General features: G+C 61.7%; 10 protein-coding genes and 1 pseudogene. 3 read left to right on the forward strand and 8 right to left on the reverse strand.

What is annotated here, in order from left to right; all coding sequences use genetic code 11:
- Positions 1–2: 2 nt before the first annotated feature.
- From AC07T0_RS09310 to AC07T0_RS09335, 6 genes are all read right to left on the reverse strand, one after another.
- A complete protein-coding gene (locus AC07T0_RS09310; protein WP_103495630.1) occupies positions 3–428 on the reverse strand; it encodes an ExbD/TolR family protein in 426 nt (141 codons plus the stop codon).
- A gap of 11 nt (positions 429–439) precedes the next feature.
- A complete protein-coding gene (locus AC07T0_RS09315; protein WP_495000886.1) occupies positions 440–2,278 on the reverse strand; it encodes a DUF2341 domain-containing protein in 1,839 nt (612 codons plus the stop codon).
- A gap of 22 nt (positions 2,279–2,300) precedes the next feature.
- Positions 2,301–3,911: a ShlB/FhaC/HecB family hemolysin secretion/activation protein gene (locus AC07T0_RS09320; RefSeq protein WP_495000887.1), complete on the reverse strand. Its 1,611-nt coding sequence runs from the start codon at positions 3,909–3,911 to the stop codon at positions 2,301–2,303.
- A gap of 73 nt (positions 3,912–3,984) precedes the next feature.
- Positions 3,985–4,587 (reverse strand): transposase, encoded by a 603-nt coding sequence (locus tag AC07T0_RS09325; protein ID WP_495000888.1) that lies wholly within the window; start codon positions 4,585–4,587, stop codon positions 3,985–3,987.
- Positions 4,588–5,008: 421 nt separating this feature from the next.
- On the reverse strand, positions 5,009–17,410 hold the full coding sequence (locus AC07T0_RS09330; protein WP_495000889.1) for a filamentous hemagglutinin family protein: 12,402 nt from the start codon (positions 17,408–17,410) through the stop codon (positions 5,009–5,011).
- Between the two features lie 212 nt (positions 17,411–17,622).
- Positions 17,623–18,792, reverse strand: a complete 1,170-nt coding sequence (locus AC07T0_RS09335) for a substrate-binding domain-containing protein (protein WP_495000890.1) — start codon at positions 18,790–18,792, stop codon at positions 17,623–17,625.
- Positions 18,793–19,193: 401 nt separating this feature from the next.
- Here AC07T0_RS09335 and AC07T0_RS09340 point away from each other — a divergent pair, with 401 nt between their 5' ends.
- Positions 19,194–19,835, forward strand: coding sequence for a DUF1345 domain-containing protein (locus AC07T0_RS09340; protein WP_495000891.1), 642 nt, complete (start codon positions 19,194–19,196; stop codon positions 19,833–19,835).
- 156 nt (positions 19,836–19,991) lie between these two features.
- Here AC07T0_RS09340 and hppD read toward each other — a convergent pair whose 3' ends face one another.
- Together hppD and AC07T0_RS09350 are read right to left on the reverse strand one after the other, a co-directional pair.
- Positions 19,992–21,068, reverse strand: a complete 1,077-nt coding sequence (gene hppD, locus AC07T0_RS09345) for a 4-hydroxyphenylpyruvate dioxygenase (RefSeq protein ID WP_495000892.1) — start codon at positions 21,066–21,068, stop codon at positions 19,992–19,994.
- A 245-nt stretch (positions 21,069–21,313) separates the two neighbouring features.
- Entirely contained in the window at positions 21,314–22,255 is a 942-nt protein-coding gene (locus AC07T0_RS09350) for a DMT family transporter (RefSeq protein ID WP_495000893.1), read from the reverse strand.
- Positions 22,256–22,343: 88 nt separating this feature from the next.
- On the opposite strand from AC07T0_RS09350, the gene AC07T0_RS09355 reads away from it, so the two are divergent.
- Together AC07T0_RS09355 and AC07T0_RS09360 are read left to right on the forward strand one after the other, a co-directional pair.
- Complete coding sequence (locus AC07T0_RS09355) at positions 22,344–23,225, forward strand: LysR family transcriptional regulator (RefSeq protein ID WP_495000894.1); 882 nt, start codon at positions 22,344–22,346, stop codon at positions 23,223–23,225.
- Positions 23,189–23,569, forward strand: a pseudogene (locus AC07T0_RS09360) (EAL domain-containing protein); the annotation flags it as partial. The gene AC07T0_RS09355 and the pseudogene AC07T0_RS09360, both read left to right, overlap by 37 nt.
- Positions 23,570–23,797: the final 228 nt, after the last annotated feature.

Raw genomic sequence — 23,797 nt, forward strand, 5'->3', positions numbered from 1 at the left:
GGTCAGCCCTGGGTCGGTTTGCCGGTGACCAGCCCGACCTGGGACAACTCCAGGCGCCGCAGCAGGTCGAGCACTTCGATGACTTTCTGGTACTGCACCGTGGCGTCACCGCGCACGATGATCGGAAAGTCCGGACTCTGGGCCTTCTCGATGCGCAGGCGCTCTTCCAGCTCCGGCAGCGTCACCGGATAGGCGTCGAGAAACACTTGGCCGCCGTCGTTGACTGAAATGGCCTTGGTCTTGGCCTGGGACAACGACACCGAGGCGCTGGCCTTGGGCAGGTGAATCTGGATACCCGAAACCTGGGCGGTGGCGGTGAGGATGAACATCACCAGCACCACCATCAGCACGTCCACCAGGGGCGTGATGTTGATGCTGTCGACTGGGGCATCATCGTCATCGTCGTGGGAGGCATTTACGCTAGCCATGGCTGTTCCCCTCAGGCCGGAATCGACGTGGTGTGTGGATCGGCATGCTGGCCACGGCGCGGGGCGTTTTCGTGGGATTGGCTTTCACCGTGCATTTCGGCCAGGCGGGTGATGAACTCGTCGACGAACACCCGCATGTCGGCGCTGACTTCCTTGTTGCGGGTAATCAGGCGGTTGTAGCCGAACAGCGCCGGGATCGCGACGAACAGGCCCATGGCCGTGGCCAGCAAGGCCGCCGCCATACCGGGGGCAATGGCGTTGATATTGACGTCACCGGCCATGGCGGTGCCGAGGAACACCACCATGATCCCCAGCACGGTGCCGAGCAGGCCGATATACGGGCCGCCGGCGATGGCGTTGGACAGGGTCGAGAGCTTCGAACTCAGTTGCTGGTTTTCCCGGGTACGCACGCCGTCCATGGAGCAACGGATGGCTTCGATGGTCGCCGCCGAGACCGACGAGGTGTCGGCCCCCTGGGCACGCCGGGTGCGGATTTCCTTGACCGCCACCAGGTACAGGCGCCACAGCGAGGAATGCTCCAGGCGTCGGGCCAGGTCCTGGTCGTCGGCGAACATTTCCAGGCGCGTGCCGATTTGGGCGAACTGTTCGCGGAAGATTTCGTTGGCCCGGCTGACGCGGCCCAGGGCGCTGTTCTTGCGGATCATGATGAACCACGACTGGACCATCATCAGCACCAGGATGGCGATGATCACCCAGGCGTCCGCCGGCACCGCCTTGAGCAGGAAACCCAGGCTGCCGAAGCCGAAGCCGGACTGCTCTTCGTCGGCGCCGTAGACCACCAGCTTCGATTCGGCGCCCTGGGACATGGCATCGGCCAGCAGTGCGGCGGCGGGACGCACGACCTTGGACAGGCGCAGTTCGTCGATAGCGCCCTGGAACGGCTGGTAAAGCGCCACGGCCGGAGCCGCTGGCTCTGCGACCGCAACCGGCAGCTCGGCGCCCACGGCGATCGGCGAGTTGAACGCCGGGACTTCCTGGGCCAGGCTTGCGGTTTCGCGACCGTTGACGAACAGCGTCACCTTACTGCCCTGCACGGTCACGGCCAGGTGTTGCCATTGCCCCGGGTTCAGCGCCTGGGTCGAAACCCCGCGCTGACCATTGACCTCCACGAACGGCGTGCCCTGGCTGACGCCGAGTACAAAGGCATGGCCGCCTTCGCGTCGGGTCAGCAGCGACTGCTCGCCCGTGGCCTGGTCCAAGCGCACCCAGGCGCTCAGGGTCAGCGCGCCGCCGGCACTGTATTGCAGCGACGGGCTGGCCGGCAGCGATAAGGCCTGACCGCCCAACTGCAAGGCCGCGCCGACCACGCCGTCGATACGACTGCCGGTGGCATTCTGGGCATTGTTGGCAAAAGCCGTGGCGTCCTTGGGCGGCGTACCCGCTACGCCATCGAAGTGATAGACCGCGGTGTAGTTGGGGTCGAACGCCAGTTGGCCGTTGCTCACCGCCGGCGCCTTCGCATTGCCGTAGTACATCCACAGGTCCTGGCGCTGGGCACCTTCGACCTTGGGCACATCGACCCAGATCAGCGCCATGCCCATCAGCGGATCGAAGCTTTCGATCTGGTAGTTGAGCAGGGTCTTGTCGTCCGCCGCGACGAAGCGCAGGTCCGAGCCGTCCTCCCTGACCCCGTCGAAGCTGAAGTTGCCGGTGTGCAGCCGTACCAGCAGGCTGCTGCGACCGGGGGCGTCATTGATCGCCGCGCCTTGCGCGGTGGTGTCGACGGTAATCTGCTTGCGGTAGTGCCAGTCGTCCTGCCACCAGGCATTGGCGGTCGCCGGGAGCACGAGGCCCAGGCAGATCAACAGGGATATCATCAGGCGCTGCATGAAAATTGCTCCGTAATAAGGTTCAGAAAGTCGCTTGCAGGCTGAAGTGCAAGCGCGAGTCCTGTTTCTGCGTGTTCGGTCCATTGACCAGCGGATAGCCCCAGTCGAGGCTGCCGGACAGCCACTTGCTCAGGCTGGCCCGAGTGCCGAGACCGACACTGGCCAGGCTGTAGTCGGCCTTCTGTTCAGGCAGCGGCTCGCGCAGGTACAACTGGGCGCCCTCGGCGAAGGCATACAAACGCCACTCCTGGACATAGCTGCCCAGGTACTTGGCCAGGGACGGCGTGCGCAGCTCCTGGGAAAACAGCACACCCTGATCGCCGGTGCTTTCGGCGGCCAGGTAGCCGCGTACCGAGGTGGCGCCGCCAGCGGACATCTGCTCGTTGGAAATCAGTGGGCCGGAGGCCAGTTGGAACGAGGTCTTGGACGCGCTCTGCCACTCACCGAAAATGTCCTGGGTGTAACTCAGGTCACCCTTGAGCAGGGCAAAACTGGGGCTGGCGCGATAGCGCTTGCTGTCGAATTCCTGGTCGTTGCTGCCGTAGCCGAAAAACGCCCGGGTGCCAACCACCAGGCTCAGGCCCAGGCCCAGCTGGGATTTCTCGGTGTAGCGGTAGCCGTTGTAGCCGAAGGTCAGCGGCGCGTACTTGATCGGCACCGTGTCGCTGCTGCCGCCGAGCTTGAGCTGCTCTTCGAAGTCCTTGAAGTCCACTCCCAACGACAGCGAGTTGGACCAGATACCGCCCCCTGGTACGGTGTAGATGGCCGAGACGCCATAAGAGTGGCCCTTGCCCAGCACATTGCTGCCGCCGATGGTGGCGACGTTACTGTCGGACTGGTAACCGGAAAACTGCACGGCCCAGCGCTCGTTCAGCGGTGCGCTGTAGGAGCCGGACCAGACCTTGGCGTTGCTCTGGTCCTCGGGTGCGGTAAAATAGGTCAGGGAGATGCTGTGGCCCAACTGCCAGAGGTTGTCGTAGCCGATCGAGGTGACGGCACGCAGGTCCTTGGTGTCGGCGCTGTGGTCGTTGTTCAGGCCGACGCTACCGTGCCAGGGATTCTTGTCGTCGACTTGCAGGTCGACGTCCATGGTCCCCGGACGCTGGCCTTCACGGACCAGCGGCATGACCTGGCGGCCCGGGCTCTTGTTCAGTGCCGCCAGTTCACTCTGGACATGGGCGAAGTTCGGCACATCGCCTTCCTTCAGGGCCGGGACATCGTCACGGATCTGCACCGGCGAATAGTGCTGGGCACCGACCACACGGACCCGACCAACCTTGGTTTCGCTGACCTGCAGGTAAACGACGCCGGCCTCGACCTTCTGCTCCGGCAACTCGACGTAAACCGACTGGTAACCCTTGGCCTGGTAGCTTTTCTGCAAGGCCTCACGGGCACCCTCGATATCGCTCAGGGCCTTTTGCGGACCGAGGAACGGGTACACCGCTTCCTCGATATCCCGCGCCTGCAGCACGGTGTTGCCACGCACAACGTATTCGTTGACGTCGACCCACTTGGTCGGCGCGTCATCGGCCAGCAGCGGGCGCCCCAGCGCTGCCAGGACCAGCCCGCCGCATAGCGGCAGCCAGTGCCCGGCCAACCTCGGTCGCGCTCTTTTGAAGAACAAATGCTCCACACCGCCCCCTTGATTCAAAATGGCCTCGAACGCAGTCGAGGCCGCACAGGCCCGGGTCAGAACCCGGACGCTTTTAGTTGTTCACGGTCGAGATCGACGGGTGCCGGGCCAGCCAGGTATGCAACTGGGCGAAATTCAGGGAGAACTCCGGCATCTGTAGCAAGGCGCCGCAGAACACTTCACCGATGATTTTCTGGATCAGCAGTACTGCCTGCGGGTGGTCCAGCAGCGTGGCGATGTCCTTGCTCAGCACGCTGAAGCTCCAGACCTTCTGGTTCAGATCGAGGCCGACGAACCAGCGGAACAGCAGGTTGTAATTGAGCTGCTCGTAGAGTTGCTGCTCGCTAGGTACTGAATAGAGCAGTTGCAGCAAGAGGATATGCATGACGGTCTGGGGTGCGATCTGCATGCCGGAGTCGGTATTCAGCGAGCGCAGGAATTCGCGATCGTCGTCGAGCAGGTCATCGATCTGCGGACGCAGCAACACCAGCGAATGGCCGGGCGGGATGTAGCTGGAGACTTCCTTCAAAGCGCCCTGCCAATCGTCCTGGGACACAATCCAGACCCAGGGCGCGCCGTAGCGATAGACCGAGACGGGCTTCTTGCGGGCCGCCTCGACGATCTTCGACAAACGCTGATCCAGTTCCTGCATGCCCACTTTCGAGTAACGTTCCATAGTTCTCCTCGCCTCTCTCCCAGCCTTGCCATGGGCGTGGGGACATGTCCCCTTGCGTGCCCTTGACCGCTTCACATATCCATGACCGGGCTGGCCTTGTGCTACCGAACTTTTGTCATAAAAGCTTCATTCCGCGACGTGCGCTGTAGGAGCCAGCTTGCTGGCGATGGCGCCCGGATGAGCGCTGCAAGGCTCAATAGCCTCATCGCTGGCAAGCCAGCGCCTACAAGGGGCGTGACAACAGCGACAATGCGCGGTGAACCACCGACCTGTAGGAGCCAGCTTGCTGGCGATGGCGGCCGATCAGGCGATGCAAGGCTCGCTGGCCCCATCGCAGGCAGCCGCCCCCCACAAGGAAGGATTTCGCGGGTAAAAAAAAAGGCGGCCATTACGGCCGCCCCTGAGGAGAAACATCCGCTGATTACAAGGTCAGGTTGCCCCGCTCCTCCTCGGTCAGCCGAGCCCTGGCCTGCTCGCTCAACGGCCCAGCACCCAGCACTTGCACCGGGCTGTCGGGGTTGTAGTTCGGCGTGCCGCGGCTGGCGCCGTCACGCGAAGGCTCCAGACGTTCCTGGCCGAAGCTCAGGACCTGCACGCTGAACACCGACGGCTGGTTTTGTCGCGCGCTGGCCTGCTGCTGGCGTGAGACGTTGTCGGCGGCCTGGGCCGCTGACGTTGCCGCCGCGCTGGCCGAAGTGATCGCCCCGGTGTTGACCGATGCCACCACCGGCACGCCCGAAGACTTGCCCTGCACCTGGATATTCGCCGCGTTCACCACCTGCAAGGCGGCGATATTGACGTTACCCGAGACCCGGATGCCCGCCTCCCCCGCATCGATGGTGCCCAGCGGCGCGATCAGGTCGATATCCCCAGGCAGGACCTCCGGAATCGGGTTCAGCGTGGCAATACCGGCGCCGGTGCTTGGCACCGCCGGCGACAGGCTCACGTTGCCCCACGAGTCATAGACCCGCTTGGGCGGTGTGTAGACCACGGTGGTCTTGGAACCGCGACCGGCGTTGATATCGCCTTCGGCCGACCAGGCGGTGATCGAACCGCCGAAAGTAGTCATGACCCGGCTCTGGCCCAGCAGGATGCTGTCCTGGGCAAAGAGTTGGATATCGCCCTGGCCCTGGGTGATGATCCCCGCCGTGGACGGCGGTGCGGCGCCTTCGATACCGAATACCAGGCCACCACCGGGGGCAAGCATCTGGATATCACCGCCGAAGTTGGTGTGCACGCCGGACGGGCCGTAGAGAGTGATAGCCCCGGTGTACAGGATCGGATTACCGGCGACGTCTTTCTCCGGGAACAGCGCGGCAACCGCGTCGCGACCGCGCAGGTAGCTGCCCTGGCGGACACCGCCGACCAGGTTGTACTCGCGGCCGGCGGCCTTGAGTTCGGTGAAGTAGACGGTACGAGCAAAGATGTCCTGCTGCTGGGTCGGTAGCGCGGCGTAATAGGCCCGTGCCTCGTCGACGCTGCCGGTGAAGCCATAATGCTCGCCGAGCCAGGCCACCAGTTCAGTGTCGTAGGTCTTGGCCACCTTCCCCGGTTGGCTGACCAGCGGCGCTCCGGCCTGGGCCTGGTTCGACGGGTCCAGGTAGGGGGCGATAAAGGCCTGGTAGTCAGGGCCGTTGGGGCCGACGCCGGCCTGCATGACGATACTGGCGCCTGGGCGGGAATCGCCGGATACTACGGCGCCGAGGCTGGTGATACTGGTCTTGTCCGCCATCAAGATATTGCGACCCGCACTGACCACCAGGGTGCCGGGACCGGCGACATTGAAGTTGCTGTAGAGGATGTCGCGACCGGCTGAGACCAGGGAGATATCGGTGGGGTTGTTCTGGATGAAGAGGTTGCCTACAGTCAAGTAGTCACCATTGAAAGGTTGTTGTGCTTCCCCAGCAGGGGAACTGCCACTGCTGACAATATCTCGCCCCGCCTGCATCCAGACCGGCCCGCCCCCTTCATACCAGGTTTGACCGTTACGAGAGTCGACCTGATTGGTATAGGTAACGGTACGACCACTTCTTACCCCGATCAGATCTCCGGTCAGCGCATAGAAGCGTGCAGGCTCGGCATCTGTGTTCCACTGTCCGGAAGCGCTATCGGGGCCGAAAGCGAACAGAGGACCGACGCTGCCACTGATGAAGGGTCTGTTAGCGTCCGCCGATAGATTGCTACTGCCATTAATTTGAATACCGTTGGACATTGCCACGAATGCAGGCCGCTCAGGCGTGGCCAACGCCTCAGGGTTGGCGCTGGATTGGCTGATGGTCAGATTACCACCGTAGATTGAATTGGCGGCCAGGAGCTGCAATTGCCCTTTGGCCGAGGGCGCCAGGGTCAGCGCGGCGGCAACGGCAGCAGCAGAGTTGCTGTTGGCCGCGTCACCGTAATAAAGACTGCCGTTTGCGGCAATGGCATTCAGGATAGAAGGATAGATCAAAGCATTGTCGGACAACGCTCCCTGGAACAGTGGCGTCAGATTGCCGCCTGCTGAAAACAGGTTGATGGCCGTGTGGTCGGTCCACAGCGAGAACCAGCTCAGGCCATTGCCATGGCTGCCATCGCTGGCCAGGTAAGACGACGCATTCAGCGCAGCGACGCGCCCTGGGTCGCTGACCGTTTGTACGACCAGATCGCCCAACGTCGACAGGTCAAAGGTCGCGTCTCCCGGTACCAGCGTCAGGCCCCCGCCCGCAAGGCTTCGCGTTGAAGTGAAGGCGGTGTAGCCACGGGCTTCTCCCGGCGCTTGCTGTCTGTCGTTACCGCCATACAAGAGTGTCAACGCGCCAACGGTGGTGCTACCCAATACGGCGTGACCGCGCAAATTGGTGACTACCCCGTTCTGATCATCGGCGGCCTGATTGTCGACGGCGACAGTCACTGCTGGGTTCAGATCCCCGCCCACCCGCAAGGTCAGGTTGCCGCCCCCGGTCACCTGCACACTGCCGTCGGCGGCGACTCGTCCCGTGCTACCCACGGCCAATACCAGCCCCTGGGTGCGCGGGTTGACACTGTCGGCGCCGATGGCATGACCGGACAAGCTTTCCAATACCCCCGCACTGCCGGTGACCTGCACGTTCAGGTTGCCGCCGCCGAGGGTACCGAACCCGGTGAAACCGAGCATCTGATCGGCACCGGGAGGAGCGCTCAGCGATGCGGCGTAGGTACCGAAATTTATCCACCATGCAGTCGGCTGTGGTGAGCCTCCTGTATTGACATTGCCGCTGCCCTGGCGCCAGAGCCAGTTGGAGGTATTCGCCGAATCATGGTCGGTATCACCATTGGGCTTGGTTATCCCATTAATGGTGGGCAAGACAATATTTCCGCTCAAATCACCGCCGACCTTAAGCGTCAGGTTACCGCCGCCCTCGGGATACCAAGCGCGATACACACTATCGCTGCCACCGTTTACCAGGTTGTCGACGCCATTACTGAGTACGGTCCCATCAGGACCCGGAGCCCTAGGCTGGTTATAAGGGTCATTGACCGAAGTCACGCTGGAGGACGTGCCCGCTGTGTAGACACCAAACAACGAATCCATGCTCAGATTGCCGCCGGACACCAGTTCAAGATCGGCGGCCCCCGTGCGGATGACACTGAAGCGCGAGCTACCCGCCTTGACTGTGTAAGGTCCATTTGGATCTATTCCGCAATCCCCGGGAATATCAGTGCAGAACGTTGGCCAGTTTATGGCAACGAAATCAACAGGTTGGCCAACCATGCTGAGGTCACCCCAAGCATCAAGAGATCCTTGTGCGGTGTAGACCGGAGCCCCAACGCGATACATCCCATAATGGCTGTCGGCTAGGTGCATATCGCCATGGACAGGACTGACTTGCACAACACGATTGTCCGCCGCAGTGGTGTCCGCGCCTGCCACCAAGCGCAATGACCATGACTGGGAACCCTCGGCGAGCATTGGCGCGATGCCCCAAAGCTCGCCCTGGCGCCCACTTACTTCAGGGCGCAGTTGCACCGAGTCCACCCCGCCCGGCAGCAGCACATTGGTCCCCGACGGGATCAACGCGCCACGGGCCAGGGCCAGATCACCATTGAGTGCGAGTACATTGGTTGACAGCTGGGAGCTACCGGCGATGCTTGGCAGCGCCACGCCCTTGGGCCAACTGAATGCGCGTAGCGCCGTATCGGTGCTCAACAGCGTGCCAGCATCCAGCTGCGTGCCGGCAGACAGGCTTTGGGCCTGGGTCAACAGCGTACCGGCGGCGAACAGCAGGTTGCCGTTGCTGTCGTGCACGGCGGCGGCCAGCACGGTGCCGGCAGGTAGTAACAGTGGCTGGTCCAACGTAGCGCTGACAGGCAGACGTGTGCCCGATACCAGGGTCACGGCCCTAAGTGGCACATCGTAGTTCAGGGTCGAGCCGGCCGGGAAACGAGTGCCATCGGCCAGGGTCACACCCGCTCCGGGCACCACGATATTGCCACCCGAGAAGTCGATCCCGGACAACAACAGCCAGCCTGTGTCGTCATCGGTCTTCGGTGGCGGCGCAAAGCCGTCGGTGATACTGCCGTAGACATTCAGGTCACCGCCAGCACGCAAGGCCAGCTTGCCCACTTCACCAGAGCCGTACACCCCTGTTTTCTGGGTGAAAGGGTTGAGGCTGGCGTAGCGATAACCGGACAGGTCGACATCGCCCTGAACCACCAGGTCGCCATTTGGCGTGGCACTGACGATCTCCACCCCAGGACGCAGGTGCAGGACATCGCCATAGGTGGCGTTATACAAACCCGCGAGTTTGTTCTGCAGCAGGTTGCCGTTAAGCAGCGCCGCATCGACGAACGCGCCGCTTTGCAGGTTGATCGCATCCAGGTAAGCCTGGGTAATCACCTGGTAAGGCCGGCCACTGGCCGCAGGATCGGTGCCCAACGGCGCATCGCTGTACTGCCAAGTGCCATTGACCGCGATGGAGCGAGCCCCGCGAATCGCCAGGTTGCCGCTGGCATCGATGGCGATATCGCCGGCCGAGACCCCGCCCAGACGAGGCGCATCGAGCTCCAGGGTGCCGCGCGCTCGGCCATCGTTCTGGCCCGGCCCGCTACCCAACGCTACGCCAGTGCCGGCCCGTAGATCGATGGTGGCGCCACTGGCCAAGGTCAACAGGCCCTGACCGGAGTTCAGCTCGACCATCGCGCGGTTTGGCGAGTCGATGATCTTGCCTTGGCTGTCGACTTGCAGACCGCTGCCGTGGGCATCCAGCATCGCACCACCGGCCAGGGTCAGGCCCTGGCTGGCCGACAGGTTGATACTGCCCACCTGTACGCCGCTGGCATCGACCTTGCCGTTGACCAGCAGGCTGCCGTTATCCAGTGAAACCACAAGGGTGTTGGCCTTGAGGTCGTTGCCGATGGTCAGGTTGCCCTGTTTGATCTGGAAGGTACGGGCGCCATAGACCTGCCCTGCGTTCAGGCGTTGGTTGAGGGCGGCGAATGAGGCGTCTTCGGCACCGCTGGCCCCCAGACGCTGAGCCTGGATATTGGCAAAACCGCCCAGGTAAGGCAGGTAAGTGCCGCCGGCATCGTAGGAGCCACTGCTGCTACCCAGGATGCTGCCCTGCAGGTCCACCAGCCCTTCGGTCGGGTCCACGGCCTGGGCGGTGAATTGACCGGCCCGGTTGTTCAGCGCCGACAGATCGATACGTGACCCCACAGCTTGGTAAATATTACCCGTGGTACTTTTCAGGGTGACGTCACCACCCCAGCTGTATTGCGTCACATCGTTGAATTTGATCGCACGGCCGGCCATATTGATCTGCGCGCCATCGCCCAGTGTCAGGTCTTGCGTGGCACTCAGGTTCAATTGACCACTGGACAACACCACGGCGGTGTCCAGGGCCAAACTGTTGGCGTTCAACGAAAGTTTTGCGCCTTGGCCTCCGGTGCGGGTCTGGGTGCCGGACAGTGCCGTGACATTGAGCGCGCCACCGACGGTGATGGTGTTCACCGAGCCGGCTTCGCCCGTCAGCAAGGGGGTGGAGACATTCAGATTGCCACCACTGTAGGCAAAGCCCGAGCCCGCCTGATAAGCGCCCTGGCTCTGGTACACCGACAGACTGCCCTTGTGGTTGGCGGTCACCCGTTGGCTGGCGCTGATATCGACCTGTGAAAAGCCAAGGAGCAGTCGGTCCAGGCTGGCGATCGAATTGGGCTGGGCGTACGGGCCGTAGCCGAACTCCAGGGTTTCGGTCTGCAGTTTAAGCCGTCCGCTACCAGTGCCGGCACCTCCAGCGACCACATTGCCGGCCGGGTTGGCCGCGCCGTTCCAGATCAGGTCGGCGGTGTGGATGGTCGCCACATCAGCGGCACCGCCGGCGCCGTAGATGGCCGGGGTACTGAGGATCAGATGGCTCAGCAGCGATTTGCCAGTCAACAGGTCATAGGTATCGAGAGTCGTGCTGCCATACACATTCACGCTGTCGTGAGCAGCCAGTTCAAGGGTTTCCAGGGCCGGAGCACCGTATTGGGTATCGCCCTTGAGCAAGCGCGTCAGCACGCTCTGGTTCAAGCTCAGGCCAGCCGGTAACAAGTTATGGCTGGCGGCATCGGCCAGGGCCTGGTCGCTACCGAGGTTGATCGCACTCAGGGCCAGGGTCAGGTGGCTGGTGCCATAACGAACGTTATCAGCTAGCACGAAGTCATTGCCCGTACCCACGACGATAGAGCCCGAGGAATACAGCTCGGTCTGGCCCGTACAAGGTGCCGAGTTGCAGACTCCGACATGGATGCCCGCGTCACCTGGCAACGAAGGTGCCAGAACCTGGAGCAAGCCATTGGAAATCCCGAGGAAATTGTAACGGGTGGGGCTGGGGGGGCTGGCCGGGGTCGTCAGGTTGTAGATATAACCCTGGCTGGCATCATAGGCCGTAGGCCCCATACCGAGAGTGTTGATCGAGGCGCCCTGCTCGACCGTGATTGCTCCGCCGCTGGACACCAACAGCACCTCTGGAGCCGCCAGTTTCGCGCCGCTACGCAACACCACGCTGCTGCTGAGGTTGGAGCCCAAACCGATGTAATTTCCTCCCTGTCCATAGGCAATGGTCGGCATGCCGCCAATCATCAGGCTCGCGGCGCCCAGGGCATTCAGGCTGCGATCATCTACCGTGACACCGACAAAGGCTGCCGAAGCCGGCGCTCCTGCGGATACCACCTCGATCGCGCCATTACTGATCACGCCGACCGTCCCTGCATGACCGCCTTGCGCGGCCCCGAAGCGACCGATGCCGTCGAACGAAAAGGCGCTGCCGGTTGCGCCTGGCACCAGGTTCAGTTGCAGGCTTTTCGCATCGGCTTCGATCATCGGGCGCGGTACGCCCAATCTGGCGGCATCGGCGATAGCAAACTGGTCATAGCTGGTTTCGTTGTATTGCGAATAGGTGCGCAATACGTTGGCCGATGTCAGGATAACCTGGCTGGCAACGCTGTTACGTATACCGGTATTGGCGATCGACAGTTGCCCGGCGGTGCTCCAGGAACCGTTGCGCATGGCCAGAGCGCCGCCGCCCATACCGACACCCGCCAGACCGTTCAATTCGACCCGGAAAGCGCCGGGCAGCAGTGCATAGGTGGAAGGCAACAGCGTATAGGTACCCGGCGCCAACCCCGGTACCCCGGCGCCAATGGTGATTTGCTGGCCGAGTACCGGGTCTTGGGCGCCAGATTTGCCTGCCGATGGCGCATAGACCTGCTGCACGCCTGGCACAATGGCATACACCGGGTTGGTCGCCAGGCCCGGCAAGGTGAAGGTACCGGTGGGATTGACTTGCACTAGCGGGTTGTAGCGCGCGTCGGTGGAGCCACCACGGCCGGAAACGAATCCGGCGCCAAGCAGGTCGCCGCCACCGGAGAGGTCCAAGGTGGCGCCGGCCGATACCACGATAGACTGACCGCCCATGATCACGCCGATCCCACGACCGTTATTCAAGCCGGTCTGACCGTATAAAGTGACTTTCTGGCCGTTGTACAGATAAGTCTGGCCGTCCGAGGTGCCGCCGTAAGGCATGATCAGGCCGTTACCGCTGACGGAAGTCAGACTGTCGGGCAGCAACCCCACGAGCTTGGTACTGCCATTGCCAAGCTGAATCAGCCCCAACGGCGCGCGCACCACGCCGCCCTGCTCGATAGTCGGTGCGAGCAGGGTCAGGCTGCCAAACGCCGAATACGGCAGTTGGGGAATGGCCTGGGTGGTGCGACCGATGGTCAGGAGGCGCCTGCCCAGCGTATCCCCTACCCCCGCGGTCACCGCCGCGACACTGCCCGTTTCCGGATACAACTGCGCGGCGTTCAAATGCAAATCGCCAGCCGTAATCAGTTGCGTCGTTGGATTGCTGGAGCCAATGCCGTTTGGTACGCCCGCCAGAAAGCGCAAGTCACCCTGGCTGGTCAGATTCACCTGGTCGAAACCGCGTCGCTCGACCGAGGTCTGGCTGCCATTTACATTGGTAAAGGCGCCCTTGGATCCGAACACCACATTGTTGCGCACATCGATCACTGCCCCCCCGGCAGAAAACTCGGCCTGACTAGGCAACAACGAACTGAAAGGAGACGCAGTCGATATGGGGGAAACATAGGTCGTGCTGAGAAGCGGAGGGCTGGCACCAGCCAGCAGCAAGGAAGGTGCGCAGACATTGATATGGATGGTGTCCGGCACATTTTGCGACACACCGAAGGCGCCCGCATAGAGCTGCAAGCTTTGGCTTAGACTGAGGTTCAAGTTGCCATTGAAAGACAGCAAACCGTTACTGTAGACCGCCAGATTGCCAAACCCACCGGCCTGGACCTGATCGGCGGCCAATTGCCCATGACCGTAGGTCAGGGCATTGAGGTCCAGTGCCGGAGCGGTGTCAGCGGTTTGTTGCAACACCATCTCTCGAACTTGCATCACCCGGTCAGTCGCCGGCGAGTCGCCTTGGGTCGAGTACAGCGGCGTCTGCAACGCCACCGACAAACTGCCACCTGCCGCGCCCTCACCACCGGCGCGGGCGGCGAAGCTACCCATTAGATAGAGGCCATTGTTGGACCCCATGGAAATGCTACCGCCATTGCTGGTCACCAGCGTGCGGCCCTGACCGGCGATATCCAGGCTGGCCTGGGTCCCCGAGGCATCCAGGTGTGCCCCTTTGCTCACCACGATAAAAAGATCGGCGGCCGAGGCCGTACCAGCTACCGAATCGATTGCGCCACCGCCAATGACAATGGAGCCACCGCCGGCGACCTGGCCGTAAAGCTGGCCGCGCATGTCCACTGCGGTCACAGCCCTTGCCGCGACATCGATCACCGCCTTATCGCCGAGCAAGATGGAGCGGCTGTTACCCGTGCCGTTCACGGGCATCTTGGGATCCACGGCGCCGATGTTGTTGAGGCTGACTGTCCCGCCCCAGGCATTCAGCGTGCCGTTCACGGTCAATTGGCCGATGCTGCCCAAACTGATGGCCTGACCCGGATCGACACTGATCACCGCGCCACTGTCCACGGTCAGTACCGTGGTCGCCCGCTGTGCATCCGTGGGATTAAGCGATCCGGCCTTCAGACTCAAGCTGGCGCCGCGCCGTTGAGTCAGCACGCCCCTGAGCGGATCCTGCTGATAGAGGCCAGGTGTCCAGACTTGCAGCGCCTGCACCGGGTCGCTGCCAGAAGCCACGGTGGTGGCATTGTCGCCCAGGCGATAGACCGGCTGGGTCACGTCCACCTGGGTACCGTCGGCGACGGTCAGCCCCTCGTTGCCCGTGATGTCGTAAGCAGAGAAACCTTGCTTGAAGAAGCCGGCGTCCAGTTCGAGGGCGCCACTTACCGGTGTTGTCGGCGTACCGATCAGCACTTGGCTGCTTTGCAGGGTCAAGGTGCCACCGCCGTTGACGCCCACGGCACGAATATCGCCGCCCAGGTTCAACTGCCCGCCCACACCGATACCGCCGGCATTGGCGGCCAGGGTCAGGCTGCCGCCCCTGCCGCCTAGGGTCTTGCCATTGGCCAACAACGCCGCGCCAGACGACACATCGATCAGGCTTCCCAGCTGCAAGATCACATCACCGCTACTGCGCAGGGACACCTGACCCGCGTTGACATAGGGCAGGTTCTGATTATCAGACGGTGCCAACAATTGATTGGTCCACAGACCCGCTGTACTGAGTGTCACACCCCCGGCCACGTTGATGCCGGGCTGTGAACCGCTGGGCGGCGTAATCACCGTATCCTGCAGTTTGAATGACTGGTTGGGGTCGATCTGATTCAATACGTTGCCCAGTTGCAGCGTACCGCCACGGGCCGTCAGGTCGGCATTCACCGTGACCTGCGGGCCATAAAGGGTGATGGTGCCGCCATTGGCAACGCTCAGGTTGCTATCCACCTCGATCTGTTGTTTGGCGGCGACCTTGATTGCGCCCAGTTGAAAACCGTTGAGCAGGTTGGTGTCCAGCACCAGCGTGCCCTGTCGGCTTGCCGGGACCACTGAGCCAAGGTCCACGCCCACGGCGACGGCGCTCGGGCTGGCCGCGAAGTTGACCTGATTCAGGCTGGCGCCGAGGTTGTAATTGACCACGCCCGCTATCGGGTCGTAGATCGGTGTGTAGGTGCCGGCGATCAATTGCGCGCGACGAGCCACTGCCGCCTGCGATTGCTGATAACCGTCGAGGGTCGGGCTCGCGGCCTGGTTCTGTTGCGGCCCGCGATACACGTCGCCGATCACCTGGCCTTCAAGTACCGCGCTGCTAGTCGAGATCACCAGGTTGCCGGCGTCGCGGCCCACGGTGTAACCCAGCTCGTAACGCTGGCGTGGGGCGATCAACGGATTGTAGTAATAGTCGGTCTGGCCCCAGCGCACGCTTGTGTCGGCATAACCCTTGTAAATCCCAGTGTAAAGCAGGTCGCCTGGCGCACTGGAGAGTTCATACAGACGCCCGTCGCTCCCCATCAGCCAGGTCTGTTTGATATAGCCGCTCTGCACATCCAGGGTGCCGCCGGACAGATTGATCTGGGCGCCCTGCTGGGTGACCACGTCCTTGCCGGTAAATGTCAGGGTGCCGCCCTGGGCCATCCACTCACCGACGCCATGCCCCTGCGTGCCCAGGTAACCGCTGACTTCCAACAAGCCGCCGGCGGTGTACCAGCGTGCCGTGGGGTAACCGTTGGTGCCGGCCGGTACGTAGACCAGATCACGCACATCGACCCAGACATCGCTGCTGCTCAGTTTGCCCGCATCACGGTTGCCCGATGCGTCACGTAGCTCGTTGCCCTGCACGTTGACCTTGATCGAGTTGGCCTCCATCGCCACCTTGACCCCGACCGCACCGGACACATCGATGATCGAACCATCGCGTACCAGGCTGCGTTGTCCGGCGCTGACCGCGACCTGGCCACCGCTGGCGAGGGTCAGCGAACCGCTCTGGAAGTCCACGGTACCGCCGCTGACGATCTCGATCCGCGACTGCTCGATACGGTCGACCACACGACTCAGGTTATCGAATTTTCCAGCGATCAGATTGCCTGGAGTGCCGTTGAGAGCGGCCAGTGCGGCGGCGCGCTGACTGTCCAGCCCGGTTGTGCTGGCATCGAGCAGGATCGTGGTGGTGCTGCCCGCCCCCAGGGTGATACTGCCGGTATTGTCGCCCGCCGAGTTGAGCAAATGCACCGTGCCCCGGGTGTTGGTCGAGGTGCTGCTGGCGATGACACCGTTTTGCAGTATCTGGTGGCCGGTCAGGGTGATGTCGCCGGTGGATGCGGTGATCAAGCCGCTGTTGATCACGGTGCCGGCGCCGCTGCCGCTGTTCAGGGTGCTGACCACTTCGTTGCCTCGGGTGGTCGAACGTGGGTTGCCGGTGGTGGACTGCCCCTGTCGGATATAGAAGTTGTCGCCCGCCGCCAGGGTGACCTGGCCGTTGGCGGTACTCAGACGACCATCGTTGATCACTTCGCTGCCCAGCAACAAGGCATAACCGCCCGAGTCGGTGGATGTGGCGGGATTCAAGGTCTGGATCAGCGCCCCACGCTCGACTTGGATCTGCCCTACGGCATCGGTAAAGGTCGGTTGTGTGCCGGTGCTGTCGACATACAGCCCCTTGTTGAACTGGGCGTCGCTGATGTTTGCGGCGGCGGCCACCAGGTTACGCACGTTGACCTGACTGGTGCCGCTGAAGATCACCCCGTTGCGGTTGACCAGCATAACCGTGCCATTGCCCTGTATCTGGCCCTGTATCTGGCTCGGTCGGGCCTGGGGATCGTTGATGCGGTTGAGCACGGCCCAGTTCGATTGCTGGGCGAAATCGACAGTGGTATTGCGCCCGACGTTGAAGGTTTCCCAATTGAGAATGGCCTTGTCGGCGGTCTGGGTGATGGTAACGGTGGTCTTGCCATCGGCCTGGGTTTGCACCGGCGCCTTGGCATTGAGCCAGCCCTGGGTCAAGCCGGTGTCGACCTTCAGGCCGCCCTCGCCCAAGCCGTCCGGCACCGTTGGTAACCGAGCCAGCGCGACTTGACGCCCGGCTGCTTGTGCCGCCTGCTGTGCAGCAATGGCGGCGACACTATTATTGAAGTTCGCCAATGACCGCTGCAACTGCTGATTGGCCTGCTGCTGTTGCGCCAACGGCGGTGGCATGCCCGGTAACTGCACACCCGGCTGACCGGCACTCGCGGCCTGGGCGGCGCCCTTATCGGCAAACCAGCCGGAACTGAATGCAGTCTGCGCCTGGGCGCTGCCGGCCACCAGCAACAGGGCAATCGCCTGGGCCACAGGCTTGAGCACCCATATCGATAAATCGCCATGACGCGCTTGAGCATTGAGTCTTGCCGGAGGTTTGCAGCGGAGCATCACTACCCTTCCTTGTCTGTTGCACAGTGGGCTGCCACGCCAGCCTGTCGCAGGCTGGTGTCGCTTATATGACTAAGGCAGGTACCGAAGGTCGGGACCGAACCTTTGTCATCGAATATTCATCTGGGCGATATCGAGTTGTAGGCATACGCAAAAATCAGCAACGGCTTACGCCGTTGCTGATCGGATCTTGCGTTACGTTGAAGCGAGGGTTACAGCGGACGACCGATGGCGTTGCAAACGCTGGTGTTACCGACGTACTGAGCGCTGGTGGCGGTCAGGAAGCTGCTACGCACAGCAGCCTTGAAGGTAGCTGAGAGCGGGACAAAACGGTTGGCTGTCACTGCCGCGTCGTTCGGGCTAGTGGTGCCAGCGCCATATTGCTGGGTCAGGAACGAGCGCACCAAGCCCGTCTGGGTTGCATCGGCGTAGCATTGGCTGAAGATCATGTTAGTGAAGCCAATGATTGGGTAGCCGGTCGAAGGGAAAGGGAAAACGCTTGGGTCAGTAGGGCTGGTCGATGCAGCGAAGACCGGTACCCACAGGTTTGGATTGGAACGGTTGCCAGTAGCAGGCGGGGTAACGCCGGAGACGGCGGTGCCGACGTTGGCAAGGTTAGGTGCGGAACTGTTGACAGTAGCCACTTTGGTGGCGTCATCCAGACCGGCCGTGGTGGTCACAGCCCAGTCCGGGCTCATGTAGGTGATACGACCATCAGCGGCGTTCAGCGCGGTCATGACTGCCGAGCTACCAATAGCACTTACCGCACCGGTAGGAACGCCACCCGAGTAGCTGGAACCGAAGCTGGTGGTCACAGCGAAGGTGCCGGTTTCACCGGTGCACTTGGCGCTCAGGAAGCGGGTGAAGAGTTCGGTGGTACCGCTGCTGTCACTGCGATAGGTCACGGTGATAGGACCTGTGCGGCCAGAACCGGTGATGGCGTCCCAAGTCGCATAACGACCAGAGAAAATACCGCAGACCTGATCAGTAGTCAGGTTCAAGTTACCACCGGCTTTGTTGAACGGCAGAGCCACTGCAGTCGCCATCGCAGGCAACTGAATCAGTGGGCCCCAAGCGGCGCCATGATTGGTGTTGTAAGTGGAGATATCGGTAGTCGCGAGTTTCGAGTCGCTACCGGCCCAATGCACGTTGGTGGTGGCTGGCAGTTTGAACTGGGTTGCATCGTTGTTCAGAAACGCGAGTTTACCCGCGCCGCTGCCAACGCCGATGTAAGCAGCAAAACCGGAAGGCAGAACGCCAGAAGTGTTATAGAACGGAGCCGCGAGGGTACCGCCACCGCCGTTGACAGCGGCCATGGCCGCTTGTGCGGAGCACAGGGCAGCGAGGGTCAGGGATACCGCGAGAACGTTGCGCTTAAACATGAAGAATCTCCTTTCGTCGTGTTCGTACGTTGAGTGACTTGCTCGTTCATGACGCCATGGCGCTCGATGCGTCGCCTTGGTTCCAGACGACTTGTGGGGTGAGGCCATGCATGAGAACTTCTCAAGTTCCGGTGACAGATAAAGGAAAAAACCTCGGGTGAATCTTATTGATTTTTAAATAAATTCTCGGGTGTTCGTGGCACTTTCGCCGCGTAATGACAGCGCTTTTACGGGAGTGGCAAAGAGCCTTGCGCTGCAGGCGGCGAGACATGCGACGGGGTCGTCGGGATATGACAGAACGAGGAACCCGAGTTCTTCGAACTCACCCTGCGGGGGCGCGGCGATTCTGCAAGACGAGGTCCATGTTAAGGTGCACGGATACTTGAAAATAGAGAGCACCAATGCCCCATCTCGCCCGAACCCATCCACGCCTGACCATCGCCGCCCTCCTCGGCCTGGCCGTCGGAGCGCTGGCTCCGGTCAGTCCGGCACTGACCAAGATCCTCGTCGGCTGGAATATCGGTGTCTGGTCCTACCTGGCCATGATGCTCTGGCTGACCATGCGCTCGCGCCCCGAAGACGTGCAACGCTTCGTCGAGCGCGAAGACGAAAATGCCGGAACGGTACTGCTGATGGTGTCGATCGCCGCGATTGCCAGCCTCGCCGCGATCACCGTCGAACTGGCGGGCAGCAAGGACCTGGACATGCACACGCGCCTGCTGCATTACGGTTTTACCGGGCTGACGGTGATGGGCTCATGGCTGCTGATCGGGGTGATTTTCAGCGTGCACTATGCGCGGCAGTTTTATCTGGGCGAACCTGAAGAGTCGCCCCTGCGCTTTGCCGATGGCGAGAAACATCCGGACTATTGGGACTTCCTGTACTTCTCTTTCACCATCAGCGTGGCGGTACAGACTTCGGACGTGGGCGTAGCCACCAAGGCATTGCGCAAGGTGGTGCTGGCGCAATCGTTGATCGGTTTTGTGTTCAATACGGCGATTCTGGGGTTTTCGATCAATATTGCGGCGGGGTTGTTTGGCTGAGGGGGGTCGACGATATCTTTGTGGGGGAACACCGAACTCTAGGAGCTGGCTTGCCGGCGATGACAGCCGTACAGTCGATGCAAGACTGACGGGCCTCATCGCTGGCAAGCCAGCGCCTACAGGGGTTGCGTAGCCCTGTGGGAGACGGCCTTGTGGTTACTCGGTCGCGAGCACGCCACGACGAACCTGGTCACGCTCGATCGACTCGAACAGCGCCTTGAAGTTGCCCTCGCCGAAACCATCGTCGCCCTTGCGCTGGATGAATTCGAAGAACACCGGCCCCATCAGGGTTTCCGAGAAGATCTGCAGCAGCAGGCGTTTGTCGCCGTCCTGCGAAGAACCATCCAGCAGGATCCCGCGCGATTGCAGTTCGTTGACCGGCTCGCCATGGTTCGGCAGACGACCTTCGAGCATCTCGTAGTAAGTCTCCGGCGGCGCCGTCATGAAACGCATGCCGATCTTCTTCAACTGGTCCCAGGTCTTGACCAGATCGTCGGTGAGGAAGGCCACGTGCTGGATGCCCTCGCCGTTGAACTGCATCAGGAACTCTTCGATCTGTCCCGCGCCCTTGGACGACTCTTCGTTCAACGGGATGCGAATCATGCCGTCCGGCGCGGTCATGGCCTTGGAGGTCAGGCCGGTGTATTCGCCCTTGATATCGAAGTAACGGATCTCGCGGAAGTTGAACAGCTTCTCGTAGAAATTCGCCCAGTAGGCCATGCGCCCGCGATACACGTTGTGGGTCAGGTGATCGATGATCTTCAAGCCCGCGCCCGGCGGATTGCGGTCAACGCCGTCGAGGAAGACGAAGTCGATGTCATAGATCGAGCTGCCTTCGCCGTAACGGTCGATCAGGTACAGCGGCGCACCGCCGATGCCCTTGATCGCCGGCAGGTTCAGTTCCATCGGGCCGGTGGCGATATGGATCGGCTGGGCACCCAGTTCCAGGGCACGGGCATAGGCTTGCTGGGCGTTTTTCACGCGGAAGGCCATGCCACACACCGACGGACCGTGCTCGGCGGCAAAGTACGACGCCACGCTGTGGGGTTCGTTGTTGAGGATCAGGTTGATCGCGCCCTGGCGATACAGGTGCACGTTCTTGGAACGGTGGGTCGCAACCTTGCTGAAGCCCATGATCTCGAAGATCGGCTCCAGGGTGTTCGGGGTCGGCGATGCGAATTCAATGAACTCGAAGCCCATCAGGCCCATCGGGTTTTCGAAGATATCGGTCATGGTGACGCCTCATCATTTTTATCAAGTAACGGTCAGTTAGTTGCTATCAATGCGGACGTTGGCGGGTGGCGCGCAGGAGATGCCCCGCACGCTGCGGGCAAGGAAATCGCCGTAGATCAGTTGGAACCCAAGTATCTTCATGTCGACCCAGTCTCTCAGGGCGAGGCTTCTGCTGCCAGAAGACGTTATTCTTATATGCGTAACCAGATTCTACATGGCGTAACCCGTTTTGTCCGTATCCCTTTTCATTTCCTCCCGGGCAACTGAAAGGCCGGCCGGTTACACAGGTAGATCCCCGCCAGGATCAGCCCGCCGCCCAGGCACATGATCAGTGTCAACTGCTCGCCCAGCAATAGCGCGCCGAGGATCACCGCGGTCAGCGGGTTGAGGCCGATAAACACCCCCGCCCGCGTCGCGCCAATACGCTGGATACCATCGTAATACCAGATATAGGCCAGCGCCGAGCCCAGCCCGCCGAGGTAGACCAGGCTCAATAACTGCGGCGGACTCAAGGCGTCGATCACCGCGAGGCTCACCTCCCCGCGCAGCCAGGTCGCCAGCCAGAGCATGGCCGTACCGAGCCAAATGGAATAGGTCACGGTGGTCAGCGGGCCCAGCGCTCGCGTCAGGTTGCGGGAAAACAGCGAGTAGACCGCCCAGGACAGTACGCAGCCAAAAATCAACAGGTCGCCGACCCAGGTCTGGGCGCTGCCTTCGAACAAGCTCCGGTTGCCGCTGATGATCACCAGCCCGGCACCGCCCATACAGACCAGGATACCGAGGACTTTCGCGGTGCTCAGACGTTCCTTGAAGAACAGCCACGATGCCAGCCCGAACACCGCCGGGTTCAGCACGACGATCAACGAAGCCCGCGAGGCATTGATGTAGTGCAGGCCGTAAAAGAAGCAGAGGTTATAGAAAAAGATGCCGAAAAAGCCCAACAGCAGCAATTGCACGAATTGCTTCTTGTCCGGCAGTACCAGCGGCACGCGCATCATCCCGATAAACACCAGCAGGATTACGCTGGCCAGCAGGAAACGCAGGCTGGCCAACAGCAATGGCGCGATATCGCTGGACAGAAAGCGCCCGGCGACAAAGGTCCCGCCCCAGATCATCGAGACCCCGGCGAGTTTGAAGTAGACCCGCAGGTCGCTGCCGGCGGTGAAGGTGGATACCTGTGTGTGCATGTTTTTTCCTGCGGATCGAAACGGACGGTTGTCAAACTGTCCGCATTATTTTATTTATGTCGACTCATCGTAAAATGAGTAAAAGCTCATGACCCTGACTCAACTGGAAGTATTTTCCCAGGTCGCCGAACTGCGCGGCTTTACCAGTGCGGCCCTGCGCCTGGGGATCAGCCAGTCGGCGGTTTCCCATGCCCTCAAGGGGCTGGAGCAGGAATTGGGTGTCGAGTTGCTGCGCCGGCACCAGGGCCAGGTGGAGCTGACGGATATCGGCGCGCAATTGCTGCAACGGGCGCGGGCCATGCTCGGCCTGGCGGACACCTTGCGCCAGGAAGCCGCCGATGCCCGAGGCATGAAACGCGGGACTCTGCGCATCGGCTCCTTTGGCCCCACCTCCTCGACCAAACTGTTGCCGGCGCTCCTGGCCCGTTACCGGCTGGCACACCCGGGTATCCAGGTGCAAGTCGACGAAGGCCCTGATCGCCAGGTGCTGCAATGGCTGGAGGAGCGGCGGATCGACGTGGGTTTCGTGGTGCTGCCGCAGGAGCGCCTCGACACCTTTGCCCTGGTGGAAGACCAGATGGTCGCCCTGCTCCCTGTCGGCCACCCGTTGTGCGAGCAGTCGGCGATTGAACTCAAGGCGTTGTGCCAAGACCCGTTCATCCTCACCGGCGCCGGTTCCGGGGAGTTGGTCGCCCAACTGTTCGCCGCCCAGCGACTGGTCCCGGACATCCGCTACCGCACCGCGCAACTGCTCAGCACCCTGGCCACCGTGGCCCGTGGCGAAGGCGTCACGATAGTGGCCGAGCAATCCCTGCCGGACCACCCGGCCCCGGGTTATGTCAGTCGACCGTTGTCGCCACGGGTCAAGCGCCAGATCGCTCTCGCCGTGCTCGACCGGCGCCAGGTCTCCCCGGCGACCCAGGCCTTTATCGACTTGGCCTGTTCGCCCAGTTGTGCGACATGGGTGTGATGATTGCCATTGACGACTTCGGCACCGGGCATTCAAGGCTCGGCTTTTTACGCCAGTTCAATGTCGATTACCTGAAAATCGGCCAGAGTTTCTTCGCCATGATCGGCGCCGACGCCTTGTCCGGGCATATTCTGGACAGCGTTATCGAACTGAGCAGCAAGCTGGAACTGGGCATCGTCGCCGAGGGTGTCTAAACGCCAGTACCGCGCGACTAGCTGGCATCCCGGGGTGTGGGCTTTCTCCAGGGCTACTTGTTTGGCAAACCACTGCTGGCGGAGAATTTTCTTAACAATTTCAAACGGCAGCTCAGCGTGCAAGAAGATAAAGTCGCGCTGTCAGAATAAGTCAGCGACACTTGCCTATCGGTATTGCTTCAACGTCTAACGCGCGTTATTTACTCTTGGCCTGATAACTACTACACTTTTTCTTGCCAGCAGTAAATTGATAGGACGCCCTCAGGCTTATTAAGTAACTTTCCGCACTGCCACACCCAGGTGCACACGCGTAACGAAAGCCGTTGCAAGCATTGGCTTGTCGTTTTGTTTTAGGTAGATGGCAGCCGAATACAACTC

The organism is Pseudomonas sp. GW821-FHT04D07 (assembly GCF_059420225.1).

Bases quoted from the DNA above. Each gene is read 5' to 3' on its own strand.
- AC07T0_RS09310 (WP_103495630.1), bottom strand. From the start codon at position 428: ATGGCTAGCGTAAATGCCTCCCACGACGATGACGATGATGCCCCAGTC.
- AC07T0_RS09315 (WP_495000886.1), bottom strand. From the start codon at position 2,278: ATGCAGCGCCTGATGATATCCCTGTTGATCTGCCTGGGCCTCGTGCTC.
- AC07T0_RS09325 (WP_495000888.1), bottom strand. From the start codon at position 4,587: ATGGAACGTTACTCGAAAGTGGGCATGCAGGAACTGGATCAGCGTTTG.
- AC07T0_RS09330 (WP_495000889.1), bottom strand. From the start codon at position 17,410: ATGCTCCGCTGCAAACCTCCGGCAAGACTCAATGCTCAAGCGCGTCAT.
- AC07T0_RS09335 (WP_495000890.1), bottom strand. From the start codon at position 18,792: ATGTTTAAGCGCAACGTTCTCGCGGTATCCCTGACCCTCGCTGCCCTG.
- AC07T0_RS09340 (WP_495000891.1), top strand. From the start codon at position 19,194: ATGCCCCATCTCGCCCGAACCCATCCACGCCTGACCATCGCCGCCCTC.
- hppD (WP_495000892.1), bottom strand. From the start codon at position 21,068: ATGACCGATATCTTCGAAAACCCGATGGGCCTGATGGGCTTCGAGTTC.
- AC07T0_RS09350 (WP_495000893.1), bottom strand. From the start codon at position 22,255: ATGCACACACAGGTATCCACCTTCACCGCCGGCAGCGACCTGCGGGTC.
- AC07T0_RS09355 (WP_495000894.1), top strand. From the start codon at position 22,344: ATGACCCTGACTCAACTGGAAGTATTTTCCCAGGTCGCCGAACTGCGC.